Raw genomic sequence first — 15,795 nt, forward strand, 5'->3', positions numbered from 1 at the left:
CACGGGTACTGGGCAGGAGGCTGCCCGCACAAAAAAGCCCGGCCCCCGCAATGGGGGCCGGGCTTTGAATTTTGGTTTGAAAGCGCGTTAAGCCGCAGCTTTCTGGCCACCGTTCTCACGCTCATCGATGGCATTGCCGAGCTTGGCAATGGCCTGGATGGCCCGCTCCTCGTCCAAGCGGTTGATGTTGAGCAGCATCTTGGTCTTCTCCTGGCGGGTGATGACCGGGTGGTTCAGCAAGCGGATAATTTCCTCTTTGTGCGCCGCGGTGGCGTACTGCACTGGGGTAGGCGCGGGGGCTGCTTCGGCAGCAGCGGGGGCCTCAGTGGGCACCACCTGCATGGCGGGTGCGGGGGCGGCGGCGGCTACCGGGGCCAGCACTTGCGGCTGGGGGGCCGCTTGCGAAGCGTTGGTGTTGTAGTCCATTTCCTCGGCCGGGGTGGGCTCGTAGCCGGCGGCACGGATGATCCAGGCCAGGATGTTGCGGTAGGCTTTGCCGATGGCGCGGGTCTGGGCCATGCTCATGATGGCAAATTCCTGGTAGAATTTCTTGCCGCTCTCCTTGTTCGAGCACACCGCAAAGCCGGCGCCCACCGTCACGCCGTGGCGCAGGTCGTACAGCGTCACTTTGGCCTGGTACTTCATCTCCGTTTCGCTGCTCACGTTGATGACGTGCTCCACGATGGGCACGATGCCCAGGCGCGAGCCGGCGTACTGCCAGCCCTCCACGTTCACGAACTCCTTACCCTGCACGTTGGTGGTGAGCTTGTTGTCCTTGATGAACTTAGCCAAGTCCTTGGCCAGGTCCAGTGTCTCGTCGGAGCGCGCAATATCAAAGCTCTCGGCTTTCACCTTCTTGAGCGGTGTTTCCTTGGTGGTCTTGGTGGCGTCGGTGGTCATGGCGGTTGGGGTTATGGGTCTTAAGTCCATTTTGGATTCAGATGTATAACCGACTCGTTACCCAAATCGTGCCAGAAAAGCCAGAATTTTTAGTAAATTTTGTTGCTGATTTTTAGCAACTTACAAACGATATAGATTTTGCTCTTGGCAAGGCTACAATCTAAATCAGTTAGCCAGCCCGATTCTTTAGCCAGCCAGCCTCTTTTACTACCACTGGGGCCCCAGGCATCGGCCCTGTTCTTTGGAAGCGGTGGATGGTCCGGCGACTTTTTCAGTCGTCGGGCCACTGTTACTAAAGCACAATGGCTTGGGGATATCGGTCTTTAGCAAGAGTGGCCCGACGACTGAAAAAGTCGCCGGACCACCCCCGTTGTAGCTTATTGCCTAAACGCAGCGAAGTATCTCCCCTGCGCAAGTAAATAATTACTGTTGCGGGAGAAATGCTTCGCAGTATAGTGGGCACGACACCCTTATAAACCGCTTGGAAACCCCGGCCCGGGCCCCTTACTCCTCCAATACGTAGCCGTCGCGCATCACGATTTTGCGGTCAGCCATTTCGGCCAACTGGTCGTTGTGCGTCACGATGACGAAGGTTTGTTCAAGCTCCTTGCGCAGCAGAAAGAAAATCTGGTGAAGCTCCTGGGCGTTCTTCGTGTCGAGGTTGCCGCTGGGCTCGTCGGCGAAAATGATTTCGGGCGAGTTGATGAGGGCCCGGGCCACCGACACGCGCTGCTGCTCGCCGCCGCTCATCTCGCTGGGCTTGTGCTCGGCGCGGTGCTCCAGGTTCATCATGGCGAGCAATTCGCGGGCCCGCACGCGCACTTCCTTCTCCGAGCGCCCGGCCAAGTAGGCGGGCAGGCACACGTTTTCGAGGGCTGTGAACTCAGGCAACAGATTGTGGAACTGGAAGATGAACCCGATGTGGCGGTTGCGGAAGCGCGCCAGGTCGTTGCGCCCCAGGCTGCTCACCGAGGCCCCGTCGAAGAGCACCTCGCCCGCGTCGGGGTTATCGAGCGTGCCCAGGATGTGCAGCAGCGTGCTCTTGCCGGCCCCCGACGAGCCCACGATGCTCACGATTTCCGACTTCTCGATGGTGAGGTTGATGCCTTTGAGGACTTCCAGCGACTGGTAGCTTTTGCGGACGTTGATGGCTTGGAGCAAAACGAGGAGCGGTAACGGGTGCGAAACAAAGGTAGCCGGCGCGGGACATGGGCCGGCCGGGTGCGGCCTGCCTAATACTACTGGTCTTATACTGTTAAATTGAGATACTGTTGAAGAGCGCCGCCACCGCGCCGCTGGCGTAGGGCCCCGGGCGGGCCGAGAGGGCCCCGCGCTCCCTGGGGCCCTACCCAAATTTTGCCTACCACCTTGCGGCCGCGCACCGTACCTTCGCCGCAGTCAAACCAACCCGACCTCCCCGCATGAACATCCACGAGTATCAGGGCAAAGAAATTCTGAAGAAGTACGGCGTCCGCGTCCAGGAAGGCATCACGGCCGACACCGCCGAGGAAGCCGTAGCCGCCGCCGAGAAGCTGACCGCCGACACCGGCACCAGCTGGTACGTCATCAAGGCGCAAATCCACGCCGGGGGCCGGGGCAAAGGGGGCGGCGTGAAGCTGGCCAAAAACCTCGACCAAGTGAAAGAAGTGGCCGGCAACATCCTCGGCATGCAGCTCATCACCAAGCAAACGGGCCCCGAGGGCCGCAAGGTGCACAAAGTGCTCATCGCCCAGGACGTGTACTACCCCGGCGAAAGCCCTACCAAGGAGTTCTACATCAGCGTACTGCTGGACCGCAACACCGGCAAGAACGTCATCATCTACACCACCGAGGGCGGCATGGACATCGAGGAGGTGGCCGAGTCGCACCCCGAGAAAATCCTCAAGGAATTCATCGACCCCGCCATCGGCCTGCAAGGCTTTCAGGCCCGCAAAATCGCCTTCGGCCTCGGCCTGACCGGCGAGGCGAACAAGGAGATGGTGAAGTTCGTGACGGCGCTTTACAAGGCCTACGACGAAACCGATTCGTCGATGTTTGAGATTAACCCGGTGCTGAAAACGTCGGACAATAAAATCCTGGCCGTGGACGCCAAGGTGACGCTCGACGAGAACGCCCTGTACCGCCACAAGGATTTTGTGGCCCTGCGCGACCTCAACGAGGAAGACCCGTTGGAAGTAGAAGCCTCGGCTTCGAACCTGAACTACGTGAAGCTCGACGGCAACGTGGGCTGCATGGTGAACGGCGCCGGCCTGGCCATGGCCACCATGGACATCATCAAGCTGAGCGGCGGCGAGCCGGCCAACTTCCTCGACGTCGGGGGTGGAGCCAATGCCCAGACGGTGGAAGCTGGCTTCCGCATCATCCTGAAGGACCCGAACGTGAAGGCGATTCTCATCAACATCTTCGGCGGCATCGTGCGCTGCGACCGGGTGGCCAACGGCGTGGTGGAAGCCTACAAGAAAATTGGCGACATCCGCGTGCCCATCATCGTGCGCCTGCAGGGCACCAACGCCGAGGAAGGCGCCCGCATCATCGACGAGAGCGGCCTGCAAGTGAAGTCGGCCACGCTACTGAAAGACGCCGCTGCCCGCGTGAAAGAAGTACTGGCCGAAGCGTAGCCCTCTTCGTAGCAAGTGTTTTTAAAAGCCCGTCTGGTAACCCAGGCGGGCTTTTTGGGTTATAAGTGGATTAAAAGGCCATCATGCTAAATCGTCTGTCATGCTGAGCCTGCGAAGCATCTTTTCACCGCTGAACAAGTCGTTTCAACGTAAAAAGATGTTTCGCAGGCTCAGCATGACAGACGATTTAGCATGATGGTCTCGTGTCCCGTTATACCCTCTCACTCTCCCCCACTTCTACCCTACCCTATGGAATTCACCCGCTTGGGAAACACTGGTTTACAGGTTTCCAAAATTTGCCTCGGCACCATGACCTACGGCACGCCCACCGAGCGCTGGCCCTGGGCCCTGGAGGAAGAAGCTAGCCGCCCGTTCATTCAGAAGGCGCTGGAGCTGGGCATCAACTTCTTCGACACGGCCGATGTGTACAGCAACGGCGCCAGCGAGGAAGTGGTGGGCCGGGCCCTGCGCGACTTCGCCCAGCGCGACGAGGTGGTGCTGGCCACCAAAGTGTTCAACGCCATGGGCCCGGGGCCCAACGACCAGGGCCTCTCGCGCAAGCACATCATGCAGGCCATCGACGCCAGCCTGAAGCGCCTGGGCACGGACTACGTGGACCTCTACCAGATTCACCGCTGGGACTATAACACGCCCATCGAGGAGACGCTGGAGGCGCTGCACGACGTGGTGAAGGCCGGCAAGGCGCGCTACATCGGGGCCTCGTCGATGTACAGCTGGCAGTTTGCCCAGGCCCTGTACCTGGCCGATAAGCACAACTGGACGCGCTTCGTGAGCATGCAGCCGCACTACAACCTGGTGTACCGCGAGGAGGAGCGCGAGATGCTGCCGCTCTGCCAGGACCAGAAAATCGGGGTTATTCCGTGGTCGCCGCTGGCGCGGGGGCTGCTCACGGGCGGCCGCGGCAAGGCCCGCAACGAAACCGAGCGCGCCAAAACCGACGCCTTCGGCAAAAGCCTCTACGGCCGCGACGATGACTTTGCGGTAGCCGACCGCGTGACGGAAATTGCCGAGCAACGCGGCCTGCCCAACGCCCAAATTGCCCTGGCCTGGGTGCTGGCCAACCCCGCCATCACGGCGCCCATTGTGGGAGCCAGCAAGCCCGGACACCTCGAAGACGCCGTGGCCGCGGTGGACGTGAAGCTGAGCGATGACGAGATAAAAAGCCTGGAGGCCCCCTACCAGCCGCACCCAGTGCTGGGCTTTAGCTAAGGTTCATAGCTTGGACGCTGCGAGTCCGAGCGTGAGCGTAGCGAGCAGGCGGAACCGGACGATTCCATACGCTAGATGCTCGCTGTGCTCGCGCTCGGACTACACAGTCCAAGCTACAGGCCAAAACGCAAAAAGGCCCGCCTGAATGTTCAGGCGGGCCTTTTTTATATCTAAGTTACTTAAGCAGCTACGCCGCCTTTTTCGGCTACGCCGGCGTTTTCCTCCGGGGCCACGGGAATGGTTTCGCCCTGCACTTTCAGCTCCACTTCCATGTTGCCGCGGGTACCCACCGAGTACGGGCAGATTTTGTGGGCCTGGCGCACCATATCGATGGTTTTGTCGCGGTCAAAGGCTTTCAGGTCGATGTCGAGCACGGCCGACAGGCCGTAGCCTTCGCCTTCCTGGAACAGGGTGACGCCGCACTTCACTTCGGTGGCGGGGTCGAGCTTGTCGCCGGCGCGCTGGGCGATGACGAGCAGGGCCTGCTGGAAACACGAAGCGTAGCCAGCGGCGAACAGTTCTTCGGGGTTGGTGGCGCCTTTTTTGCCGCCTAGCCCTTCGGGCACCGACATTTCGAGGTCAACGACGCCAGTGGCGGAACGGACGTGGCCGCTGCGGCCGCCCACAGCCGTTGCGTCGGCCGTGTAAAGATTCTTTTTGGTGGATTCCATGGGAGATTGAGAATTGAGGCAGTTTACCGGGTAGTTAACTGCCTTTTGCCACTTAGGGTTGTGGCAGAATTTTGGGGCCCCGGACGCCAATTTGCCCGCGCCATTTGGCAGCCGGGGGTTTTGCGGCTACTTTTGCAGTCCTATCCTGACTTGGTCGCGTCGTACAACGGATAGTATGAGAGTTTCCGAAGCTCTTGATCTAGGTTCGATTCCTAGCGCGACCACTTTTCCTCATCAGCAGTCCGCCCACCGCCTCTTCAGGCCGTGGGCGGTTTTGTTTGGGGCCCTTGCCCTCAAGCCATTGCCTGCGCTGCGGACGCGGCGGGTACTGGCCTTGCTGGCTTGCCGTTGCCCGGGCTAGTAGGCGCGTGCTACCCAGCAGTAGCGTCCAAATCAATAGTTTTCCGTATCCAAGACCCTAAGAGATTAAAAGTTAGCGGCGTGGTCTGGTAACGCACCGCGCTGGCTTTACGTAAAATAGCTTCCTCCTTCACCACTGCCCTTTCCGTCGACTACCATGACCAAGACAATTTTAACCGCCTTTATTGCTGCTGTTATGCTTGGTGCTGCGGCACAAGCGCAAACCACTCCAGCCGGTACCGTTACCGCAGGCAACCGCACGGCCGGCGCCGCAGCCAAGTCCGCTGGCTCGGCCAGCAAAAGCAGCCAGGGCAACTCTGGCAACACGGCGCCCAACCGGTCCAGCACTGCTGGTAGCTCTACCGTCGGAACCTCAAACAACCCAGTAGATGCGACCGGCAAACCAGTTGGCGCAACCCAATCGGGCAACACCAGCACCGGCAAAGCTCCAAAACCTAAAAATTAGTGTTTCTACTAAGCAGCGTTTGGTGCGGCCTTTCCAATGCACCAAACGCATAAAGTATTTTGAAAGCCTCACGCACCACCGTGGGGCTTTTTTGTGCCCCAACAGCGGCTCCGCACACCGATAGGCCCACCGAATTCGGCCTATGAAACCACCATCGGGCAGCCGGCTTTTTTAGCAAAGCGCCTTGGTGCGGGCAAAGAATAGGCAGCGTAGGGCACTGCGGTGGATGGTGGGGGCTTTGGGCTGAATGGCTATGATGGCAACGGGTCAGTGGCTGCACGAGGCTGGGGCCCTAAATTAGCCAGCTACTGGCGGCGCGGAAGCTACGGCCTGGCTAGGCCACCGCGGTGGCAACCGCCCAGAGCAGCTCGCGGGCCAGCCAACGCGCGCCGTTGCACAGGGCCCCAACGGGGGCTGATGCCCAGGTTTTCCGCACCTTCGTGCTATGAGCCTGCCCACTGCGCCATTTGCCGCCCGCCTGCCCCGCTTGCCTAAGCTTGGCGCGGGCCCGGCGCGGCACGCCGTGCTGTTTCCGCGGCGCACGTATTTGCTGATTACGCTGGGCATCTCCATCGCTTTCGGCTTGCTGATATTGCCCGCCAGCACCCTCCAGCGCCCGCACACCACGGCCGCGGAAGCCTTGCTGCTGTTCATCAACCCCGTGTTGGTTTTTCAGGTCCAGTTCGAGTTCAACTACCTGCTGCGCTACCGCCGCCACCCGGTGCAGCGGTGGCTGCGCCGGCAGCCCGCGCGGCTGGCCTACTTGCTCCGGCTGGCCCTTACCGCCGTGGTGGTCAGCCTCTACAACGCGGGGCGCTACTACCTGGACGCGCGCCTGAACCTGCGCCTGAACGACAACCCGCTGGACGCCATCCTGGCGTGGTCGCAGGTGGCCACGGTGGTGGGCTTTTCCTTCCAGCTGGCCCTCGAGCTGGTAGAAAACAGCCGCTACCTGACCATTGAAAACGAAATGCTGAAGCGTGAGCAGCTCCAGGCCCGCTACGAAAGCCTCAAGCAGCAGCTGAGCCCCCACTTCCTGTTCAACTCGCTCTCGACCCTGGGCGAGCTGATCTACGACGAGCCGGACGCCGCGGCGCTTTTTGTGGAGGAAATGGCCCACGTGTACCGCTACCTCCTCCGGCACGGCGAGCAGGCAGCGGTACCGCTCCGCGACGAGCTGCTTTTTTTGCGCTCCTACGTTTACCTGCTGCGGATGCGCTTCGGCGAGGGCATTCAGTTGGAAATAGACCTGCCCGATGGCATCCGCGACCGCCCGGTACCGCCGCTGGCGTTGCAACTGCTGCTGGAAAACGCCGTGAAACACAACGCCGTGAGCCACCGGCAGCCCCTGGTGGTGCGCATCGATTTTGTGGCCCCAGCCACGCTGCGGGTGCGTAACAATTGCTACCCCCGCCTCACGCCCGCGCCCGAAACCAGCAGCGGGGTGGGCCTGAGCAACCTCACCAACCGCGTGCGGCTCCTGCACCAGCAGCGCCTACTGGTGGAGCAAACCGACGGTGAGTTTCGCGTGTACCTTCCCCTACCGGCTTAATTTTTTTGCGCATTGAACATCCTGATCGTTGAAGACGAAATCCGCCCGGCCCGGTCCCTCGAGCGCCTGCTGCAAGAAGTGCGGCCCGAAGCGCAGGTAGTGGGCCGCCTGGAGTTCGTGGCCGATACCGTGGCCTGGCTGCAAGCGCACCCCGCCCCCGACCTAATTTTCATGGACATTCACCTGTCCGACGGCAGCAGCTTCGAGGTGTTCCAGCAAGTGGCCGTCACGTGCCCCGTCATTTTCGTTACCGCCTACGACGAGCACGCCCTCGAAGCATTCCAGGTCAACGGCATCGACTACCTGCTCAAGCCCATCACCCGGGACAGCCTCCAGCACGGGTTCCAGAAGTTTGACGCCCTGGAGCGGTACTACGCCGGCGCCACAGCCCCCGCGCCCGCCGCCGCGGGGGCCCTGCCCCACCTGCCCGAGCTGCTGCGCATGATGCAGCAGCTCAGTGGGACCCCGGCGTACAAAACGAGCTGGCTGATTCCCTACAAAACCAAGCTGCTGCCCATTGCGGTGCACGACATGGCGCACTTCGTCATTCACCACAGCCTCGTGAGCCTCACCACCCTGGACGGGCAGCAGTACACCCTGGACAGCTCCCTCGACGAGCTGGAAGCACAGCTCGACCCCCAGCAGTTTTTCCGCGTCAACCGGCAGGCGCTGCTGGCCCGCCCCAGCATTGTGGCGCTGGAGCCCTACTACAACGGCCGCATGCTGGTGCACTTGCAGCCGCCCGCCACTGAGGCCGTCATCGTGCCGAAGCCACGCGTGGCTGAGCTGCGCAAGTGGCTGAGCGGCGGCTAGGGCACCAGGGCAACGCGCCCCTTTTCCCAGGCCTAGCCGGGGCCCCCGCTGAAATCAAAAAACCCGTCTCCAAAACCTGTTAGGGCTCCGAAGACGGGTTTTGTTGTTGGCAAGGTTTGGCTGCTTACCGCGGCAGCCTACCCTAGTTGAATCGCCTGGGGCCTTTTGCAGGGCCCCAGGCAATTCGGGTTACTACTTCTTGCGGCGCACCGGGGCTTTCTTAGCAGGAGCCTTCTTTTTCAAGCTAGGCACCGGCTTGTCAGCCTTCATCATCTCAGCTACCGTGGGGGCGGCGCCATACTTCACCTCGGCAGCGTTGGTTTCGCCGGTGAGGTAAGGGTCGAAGTCCACGCGGCGGTTCTTAGCCTGGCCAGCAGCCGTCTTGTTGTCGGCAATCGGATGGGTTTCGCCGTAGCCACGGGCTTCGATGCGCTCGGCGGGGATGCCTTTGCTCAGCATGTAAGTGCGGGCCGAAGCAGCACGGTCATAGCTCAGTTTCAGGTTGTAGTTGTCATCACCCTTGCTGTCGGTGTGGCCAGCGATGCTGAGCGAGTAGTCGGGGTACTCGTTCATGATCTGCACCATCTGCTGCAGCTTGGGATACGACGAAGCCTTCAGGGTCGACTTGTTGAAGTCGAAGTTGATGTACTTCGTGGCCTCGTTGAGCACCTTCTTGGTCTCCGCCTTCATCTCGGGGCAGCCTTTGTTGCTGGCAGGGCCGGCACGGTCGGGGCAGCGGTCTTCGTAGTCAGCTACGCCGTCACCGTCGCGGTCAAGCGGGCAGCCACTGGCATCAACCTGCGCACCAGCGGGGGTGTTGGGGCACTTGTCGAGGTAGTCGGGCACTTTGTCGCCGTCGGCGTCAAGCGGGCAACCGCTGGCATCAACGCGGGTACCGGCCGGGGTGTCAGGGCACTTGTCGTCGCTGTCGGCTACGCCGTCACTGTCCGCATCGGGGCAGCCTTGCAGGGCAGCCAAGCCTTTCACGTCGGGGCACTTGTCTTGGTAGTCTGCCACGCCATCGCCGTCCGTATCCACGGGGCAACCGTTCAGGTCAACTTTCACACCGGTTGGGGTGTCGGGGCACTTGTCTTTCTTATCCGACACGCCGTCGCCGTCGGTGTCTTTAGCTTTGCCGAGGTTAGCACGCACACCAGCGGTGAACTGCATATAACGGTCTTTCTTGTCCCAGAACGTGGTGGAGCTGCTGGTTATGCCATCGAGGTTCTCGTCCGAGGTCTGCAAGTAAGCCTGCGAGGCCTGCACGTAGAATACGGCCGACTCGCCCAAATGGAAGTCAAGACCACCACCTACCTGGCCCCCGAAGGAACCAAAGCGACGGAAGTTGTTGGGGGCCGTACGGGAAGCGTACCGGTCGGTCAGCACCCACGAGAACTGGGGCTCTACCAACAGGTAAGGGTGCAGGAAGAAGCTATCCTTGATCGGAGCCTTCAGCTTGAAGCCGAGGCCACCCTGGTACATCTGGGCCTTGAAGCGCTGGCCGGCGCTGTTGAACGTGCCTTCGTTCTGCGGAAAACGCAGACGAGTGTAGTCTAAGTCGAGGCGCAGGTCGAGCCAGCGGCCTACGTACCGGGTGATGTCGAGGCCACCGCTGTAGGGCATGTTGTCCCACTTCCAGAAGGCGCTGCCTAGGTCACCTTTGTACTGGGTGGCGTTGGCATGCAGGCCAATGGAGGTTTTGCGGTCGGCCGTTTGGGCCTGAAGCTCGGGGGCGGCGGCAAAAAGCCCCACGCCCAACAGGGCGGCTTTGTAACAAAGGTGTTTCATAAATAAAGAGCTACGCGGTGTTTACGCAGGCTTTGTTTAGGTAAAAAAATAGGAGATATTTAGGAAGAAGTTTACCTATCCGATGATGCCGGTATAACCAGCGCAGAAGAGGTTTTTTTATACTAGTACGTTGGCCAGTACCAAAAGTGTCATTATTACCTTATCATTATCATCAGCGTTGGACTTAACAAATGTCTAGCTGGCAGTTACAATTTGATTTTTGGGCCCTCGATTGCCGCTGTGGCAGCGTTTTGGCTAGTGAAGGGATCTGGCCGGGCCAGCCGTGGCAAGCAGACAGGCGGGAGGGAGAAGAATAAGCCGGCAATTGCTAAAAGGCCGGGTAGCTCCATTGAACGGCGACAGACCAAACACGTTCGGGAAAATCACACCAATGACCCGAATTAATAGCCCAACGCACCCAATGCGCCCGTGAATCGCCGCAATACCACTCCGAACGGATGCCACAAAAACGGCTTAAACGGCCGCGCAGTGGGCAAGCGCTGGGGGCCCTATTCGGCGTGTTGAAGGCCGGGCAAAGCCACTGAGCAGGCAGCGGCCCGCGGCCCGGTGGACCTAACGCTGCTGGCTGGGCTGGCAGTGCCGCCCCCAGCGCCAAGGGTACCCGCGCCGTTACATCCAAACCGAATGCCCTGCCGTATAGGGCCCTAGCCGCGCACTTGGCGCAGCTTTGCTTTCAAACCTCTTTCTTCTTTCTGATGAACACCAAGCACTTCCTCGCTACCCTCGGCCTCGCCCTCGCCTTTACCGCCCCTGCTTTTGCCCAAACCGAAGTATCGGACGGGGGCGACAAAGTGAAAACCACGCAGGACGGCGTCATGACCAAAACCAAGGTTGCCGACGACGGCAAAATGAAGGTGAAGGCCAAAACCGACGCCGGTGACCGCCTGAAAGCTACCACCAAGCCCCGCAAAGGCGAAAAGGGCGAAAAAGGCATGGCCATGGGCCAGGGCGTGATGGTGGGCGGCGCCATGATGACGCCCGATAAGGACATCGTGGACAACGCTGTGAACTCGAGCGACCACACCACCCTGGTAGCCGCCGTGAAAGCCGCCGGCCTAGTAGAAACGCTGAAAAGCGCCGGCCCCTTCACCGTATTTGCCCCCACCAACGCGGCCTTTGACAAGCTGCCCGCCGGCACGGTGGACAAACTGGTGCAGCCCGACATGAAGGATAAGCTCACCACCATCCTCACCTACCACGTAGTGCCCGGCCGCCTCACGGCCGCCGACTTGAAGGATGGCCAGACGCTGACCACCGTGGAAGGCGAAACCCTGACCGTATCGAAAAAAGGCAAAAAAGTGATGCTGACCGACGCCAAAGGCGGTACGGCCAACGTCACCATTCCCAACATCATGGACTCGAACGGCGTGACTCACGTCATCGACACCGTGCTGATGCCAACCAAGTAAGCGGCTTTGCTTAGCAACAGAGAGGGCCCCGCCGGTAATATCCGGCGGGGCCCTCTCTGTATAAGTACGATGCTGGGGCCCCTAGGCGGCCAGCACGTCGGCGTATTCGGCGTGGTGGCGCTGGGCAAAACCGGCCATGAACGAGCACGAGGTGCGGGCTTTCAGGTGCTGGGCGCGGGCAAATTCCAGGCCGGCGCGGGCCAGCTCGTCGGCCACGCCCTGACCGCGCAGGGCTTCGTCGACGAAGGTGTGCACGAAGTCGATGACGCCGGTTTTGGGTTCTTCGTAAACCAGTTCGCCGGTGCCGCCGGCTTGGGTAGCGGTGAAGCGGTGGGCGGCGGGGTCGTGTTGAATGGGCATAGGTAAAACAGTGAGGAACTGGGAATTAGGTGAGTAAATGTTGGGTTGGGAAGGCAGTAGATGAACGGCAGCGTCGGAATTGCGTAAACAGCGTAGAAATCCCACCCGCTGGGTGTTTATTCAGCTTACTTCTTCTTTCCCCATGGATACGCAAGATTTGCCCAATACGTCGGCCCCTGACCAGCGGGAGCGCGCACAGGAAGCCCGCCTTAACCCCAACGACCCGGCCAAAGAGGCCTTGCCCTCGCCGCAGTACGGCGATTTTGGGAAGCCCACCGGCCCCGCCCCAACCGCTGACAAGCCGGAAGGCCGCAGCGGCTCGAACGACAACCCCGATGAGTTCAGCGAATTCCGCGACAAGAAAGAGGCCAAGTCTCACCCCGATGCGTTGGAAGACCAGCCCGGCCACGTAATGCAAAACCAGGACCCGGCGGGCGTAGCCGAGGCCCAGGCCAGCGGGGCCGAAACTGACGAGCTGCGCGCCGCCTGGTCGAAGGACGACCCGCGCTACGCCGGCGGTGGCTCGCACAACAAAGTATACAACGAGACGCCCGACGAAGCAGACCGCAAGGCCCGCGATGCCGACAAGGCAGCCAACACTTTGTAGGCTGACTGACCTTTCTACGGGGCCCCACACCCGGGGCCCCATCACCCCTTATTAACCTCCCATGTCTCCCAATACCCCCGATGCCAACCAGCAGGAGCAGCCCGAAGAAAACGGCCTGTCCACCCCCATGCTCGACGCGGCCACCTACGGCCAGCAGCTTGATAATGATAACTTATCGGGCCAGGAAAAGTCCGACGAGATGGACGACTCGCTGAGCAACTACCAGCAGGAAATGGCCATCAGCGACCGTATAAACGGCGAGTTCGTATCGTCGGACCCCGATGAGCTACCCAAGGAGTTGACCGATCCTAGCGACCGCGCCTTCACCCTGCCCGAAGAGCAAACCCCCAGATAAGCAGCAGCTTGATTGATATAAAAAGGGGCCCTGGCGCAATTGCCAGGGCCCCTTTTTTGTTGATTAAGAATTTGCCCAAGTCGGCGGTCATGCAGGGCGAAGCGAAGCATATTCACTGCGCCAGCAATCATTATAGTAAGCGGTAGAGATGCTTCGCTACGCTCAGCATGACGGCCTTTTTACGTTTAACTTAATAGTACTCTACCAGCCCCCTGCCCTACCACGCCCAGCCCACCTGGGCCCCGCCGTAGTAGCTGCGGCCGGGCGCGGGTTGAAAGAAGCGGTTGCCAAAGGCGTTCAGGTCGTTGCCGAGGCTGTAGCGGCGGTCGAAGGCGTTATCGAGGCCAGCGAATAGGTTGACGTCCAAGTGGCCGGCCAGGGTGCGGCGCCAGCCGCCACGGGCCCCGTACACCCAGTAGCCCACGGCCGCCGCCGAGTTGGCGTCGTTGAGCTGGATGCGGGCTTGGTGGCCCAGGTTGGGGCTGAGGTAGAAGCCGGTGCGCTCGCTGAAATCGAGGCCCGCGCTCAGGGTTTGGGGGGCCGTGCCGGGCAAGCGGTTGCCGCTGGCGTCGCCGCCCGCGCCCACGTAGGCGCTGCCAAAGCGGAAGTCGTTGTAGGCAAAGCTCGCCCAGGCGCGCAGGCCGCGGGGGCCTGGCCGGGGGCCCAGCCGCGCCCGCCGGCTGCCATAGCCAGCCGCTGAGGCCAGCTTCCACGCCGCGCTGGTGGGTAGCGCCGGCGTTGTTGAACACGGCGATGCCCTGAGCAGTGGTGCTGCTGGTAATGGTTTGACGCAGCTCAAAATCGAACACGGCCACCTCGTAGCGCAGCCGGTTGGCGAAAAAAGCACCCCGGGCCCCTACTTCGTAGCTCACGCCGCGCTCGGCCTGCAAGCCGCCGTTTAGGCTGCCGTCGGAGGGCCGAATTTCTTCCACCGTGGGCGGCGAGAAACCGGCGCTCACGCTGGCGTACACCGAGGCGGCGGGGCTGAATTCCTTGAGCAGCGCCACCCGGGGCGACACCTCGGGGCGGAAGCTGCGCTGGAAGCGGTAGGCGTCGGGCCGGGTCAGGGCGTCACTCACGCGCTCGATGTTGTAGTGCAAGTGGTTGTAACTGGCGGCCACCGTCAGGAGTAGGCCAGCGGGCAGCTCGTAGTCGGCCTGCGCGAAGGCGAAGCCGGTGGTGGTCGTGATTTCATCGTCGTAGCGCAGGGCCCCGGGCGTGCCCGCCCGGTTGGCGTAGCTGCGGCCGTTCACGAAGCCAAATTGGTATTCGCCGCCGGCTTGCAGGCGCAGCACGCGCCCGGCCAGCGCGGTGCGGTAGCGCAGGGCCGTGCGCCCGCCCAGCCCCAGGCCGGTGTTGCGCTCGTAATCCACCAAGTACGGCGTGCGAATGGCCGTGCCACTGCCGTAGAGCGTGGTTTCCAGCCCCAGCGCATCTGAGAACTGGTACGTGTGGGTGAGGCCCAGCAGCGCCGTGCGCGAGGCGTAGTACGCCCGCTGGGCCACGGTGCCGGGCGCGGCGGCGGTGCTGGGGCGGGCCTGCCGCGGGTCGGCCTCGTACTGGGCGCGGGTGAGGCCCCCGGGTAGTTGGTAATTGATATCGGTGTACAGGAAGTGGGCCGCCAGGGTGGCTTTGTCGCCGGCGGCGGTGCGGGCGTCGAGGGCCAGTACGTCGCGGCGCAGGGCACTTTGCTGGCGGTAGCCGTCGAGCTGTTGGTGGGCGTACTGGGCGCGCACGGCGCTGGTGGGGCCCGCGGCTTCGGCGGTGGCGCCGTAGCGCAGCAGGCCGTAGCTGCCCACAGTAGCCCCGGCGCTGGCGCGAGCGGTGCCAGCGGCCACGGCGGGCGTTTCGAACAGGGCCACGCCGCCGGTGCCGGCCCCGTACACGCTGCCGCCGGGGCCCTTCACCACCTCCAGCCGCCCGATGATGGCGGGGTCGAGCAAGTTGAGGGGCGTGGTGCCGCCCGCGTCGGTGAAGGGAATGCCGTTGTAGTAGGTCTTCACGTTGCGCACCCCGAAGGGCGAGCGCAGCGTGCTGCCCCGGATGCTGAGGCGGTAGCTGGCGGTGGCGCGCTCCTCCAGCCGCACGCCGGGCAGCGTATTCACGGCCTGGGTGAGGGCGGCGGGGTTGAAGCGGTCAATCGTCTGGGCATCAATGATGCCGATGGCGGCGGCGGTGCGGCGCAGCGGCAGGCGCTGGCCGTAGCCGGTCACGGGTACGTCGGGCAGGCGCACGGTGCGGGCGGTGTCGGGCAGCGGCGGGGCGGCGGTTTGGGCGCGGGCCCCCAGCGGGACCAGCAGCAACAGGAAGTAGCGAAGCGTCATAAGTAGTAGTAACAGTGGACAGGGCCCCGGGGCCCGATACGGCAATTTTCCGCCGTTCGCCGTCGTTGGCCGCATTAATTTCATCGCCGCCCTAAATTTAACGCGCCCCTACCCCATGCACCTCTACCTACCGCGCCGCCACCGCCGCCCCCTGCTGTTCCCGCCGGGCCTGCTGGCGCTGGCGGGGCTGCTGTGGCTAGGCTGCGTGTCGCTGGGGCCTTGGGAGCCAGCGTTGCGGCAGTATGGTATAATTCAACTGACAATGCCGCTAATGCATCAATCGTCTAGTTCCTTGATACCCTTACGACTTCCACCCTCAGA

General features: G+C 62.0%; 15 protein-coding genes and 1 tRNA gene. 9 read left to right on the forward strand and 7 right to left on the reverse strand.

The window, feature by feature from the left end; genetic code table 11:
• Positions 1-87: 87 nt before the first annotated feature.
• The gene (locus BEN49_RS16240; RefSeq protein WP_070745135.1) at positions 88-900 is read right to left on the reverse strand and encodes a hypothetical protein; all 813 of its coding nucleotides are present in this window, start codon (positions 898-900) and stop codon (positions 88-90) included.
• A 504-nt stretch (positions 901-1,404) separates the two neighbouring features.
• Positions 1,405-2,061, reverse strand: a complete 657-nt coding sequence (locus BEN49_RS16245) for an ABC transporter ATP-binding protein (protein ID WP_070745136.1) — start codon at positions 2,059-2,061, stop codon at positions 1,405-1,407.
• A 260-nt stretch (positions 2,062-2,321) separates the two neighbouring features.
• Between BEN49_RS16245 and sucC the strand changes: the two genes are divergently transcribed.
• Together sucC and BEN49_RS16255 are read left to right on the forward strand one after the other, a co-directional pair.
• Positions 2,322-3,518 carry an ADP-forming succinate--CoA ligase subunit beta gene (gene sucC, locus BEN49_RS16250; RefSeq protein ID WP_070745137.1) on the forward strand — a complete coding sequence of 399 codons (1,197 nt, stop codon included), beginning with the start codon at positions 2,322-2,324 and terminating at the stop codon, positions 3,516-3,518.
• 249 nt (positions 3,519-3,767) lie between these two features.
• Positions 3,768-4,748 carry an aldo/keto reductase gene (locus BEN49_RS16255; protein WP_070745140.1) on the forward strand — a complete coding sequence of 327 codons (981 nt, stop codon included), beginning with the start codon at positions 3,768-3,770 and terminating at the stop codon, positions 4,746-4,748.
• 179 nt (positions 4,749-4,927) lie between these two features.
• On the opposite strand, the gene BEN49_RS16260 is transcribed toward BEN49_RS16255, so the two are convergent.
• On the reverse strand, positions 4,928-5,419 hold the full coding sequence (locus BEN49_RS16260; RefSeq protein ID WP_070745142.1) for an Ohr family peroxiredoxin: 492 nt from the start codon (positions 5,417-5,419) through the stop codon (positions 4,928-4,930).
• 152 nt (positions 5,420-5,571) lie between these two features.
• Between BEN49_RS16260 and BEN49_RS16265 the strand changes: the two genes are divergently transcribed.
• The 4 genes from BEN49_RS16265 to BEN49_RS16275 all read left to right on the forward strand — a co-directional run bounded on the left by BEN49_RS16265 (position 5,572) and on the right by BEN49_RS16275 (position 8,610).
• Positions 5,572-5,643 (forward strand) — tRNA-Arg (locus tag BEN49_RS16265).
• A gap of 293 nt (positions 5,644-5,936) precedes the next feature.
• Positions 5,937-6,245, forward strand: a complete 309-nt coding sequence (locus BEN49_RS27050) for a hypothetical protein (protein WP_125916948.1) — start codon at positions 5,937-5,939, stop codon at positions 6,243-6,245.
• A 445-nt stretch (positions 6,246-6,690) separates the two neighbouring features.
• Positions 6,691-7,797, forward strand: coding sequence for a sensor histidine kinase (locus tag BEN49_RS16270; protein ID WP_070745144.1), 1,107 nt, complete (start codon positions 6,691-6,693; stop codon positions 7,795-7,797).
• Positions 7,798-7,809: 12 nt separating this feature from the next.
• Complete coding sequence (locus tag BEN49_RS16275) at positions 7,810-8,610, forward strand: LytR/AlgR family response regulator transcription factor (RefSeq protein WP_070745146.1); 801 nt, start codon at positions 7,810-7,812, stop codon at positions 8,608-8,610.
• 192 nt (positions 8,611-8,802) lie between these two features.
• Here BEN49_RS16275 and BEN49_RS30600 read toward each other — a convergent pair whose 3' ends face one another.
• A complete protein-coding gene (locus BEN49_RS30600; RefSeq protein WP_070745148.1) occupies positions 8,803-10,398 on the reverse strand; it encodes an OmpA family protein in 1,596 nt (531 codons plus the stop codon).
• 953 nt (positions 10,399-11,351) lie between these two features.
• Between BEN49_RS30600 and BEN49_RS16285 the strand changes: the two genes are divergently transcribed.
• Positions 11,352-11,828 carry a fasciclin domain-containing protein gene (locus BEN49_RS16285; RefSeq protein WP_239691977.1) on the forward strand — a complete coding sequence of 159 codons (477 nt, stop codon included), beginning with the start codon at positions 11,352-11,354 and terminating at the stop codon, positions 11,826-11,828.
• Between the two features lie 81 nt (positions 11,829-11,909).
• On the opposite strand, the gene BEN49_RS16290 is transcribed toward BEN49_RS16285, so the two are convergent.
• Positions 11,910-12,188, reverse strand: a complete 279-nt coding sequence (locus tag BEN49_RS16290; RefSeq protein WP_070745150.1) for a GNAT family N-acetyltransferase — start codon at positions 12,186-12,188, stop codon at positions 11,910-11,912.
• Between the two features lie 142 nt (positions 12,189-12,330).
• Here BEN49_RS16290 and BEN49_RS16295 point away from each other — a divergent pair, with 142 nt between their 5' ends.
• Positions 12,331-12,795 carry a hypothetical protein gene (locus BEN49_RS16295; protein ID WP_070745153.1) on the forward strand — a complete coding sequence of 155 codons (465 nt, stop codon included), beginning with the start codon at positions 12,331-12,333 and terminating at the stop codon, positions 12,793-12,795.
• Between the two features lie 61 nt (positions 12,796-12,856).
• The gene (locus tag BEN49_RS16300) at positions 12,857-13,150 is read left to right on the forward strand and encodes a hypothetical protein (protein ID WP_070745155.1); all 294 of its coding nucleotides are present in this window, start codon (positions 12,857-12,859) and stop codon (positions 13,148-13,150) included.
• A gap of 217 nt (positions 13,151-13,367) precedes the next feature.
• Here BEN49_RS16300 and BEN49_RS30975 read toward each other — a convergent pair whose 3' ends face one another.
• Both BEN49_RS30975 and BEN49_RS30980 read right to left on the reverse strand, forming a co-directional pair.
• A complete protein-coding gene (locus tag BEN49_RS30975; protein WP_162276476.1) occupies positions 13,368-13,517 on the reverse strand; it encodes a TonB-dependent receptor in 150 nt (49 codons plus the stop codon).
• Positions 13,486-15,474 (reverse strand): TonB-dependent receptor, encoded by a 1,989-nt coding sequence (locus tag BEN49_RS30980; RefSeq protein ID WP_158022974.1) that lies wholly within the window; start codon positions 15,472-15,474, stop codon positions 13,486-13,488. The genes BEN49_RS30975 and BEN49_RS30980 overlap by 32 nt, the downstream gene beginning before the upstream one ends.
• Positions 15,475-15,795: the final 321 nt, after the last annotated feature.

The sequence above is a fragment of the Hymenobacter coccineus genome (assembly GCF_001816125.1).
Classification (GTDB): Bacteria; Bacteroidota; Bacteroidia; order Cytophagales; family Hymenobacteraceae; genus Hymenobacter; species Hymenobacter coccineus.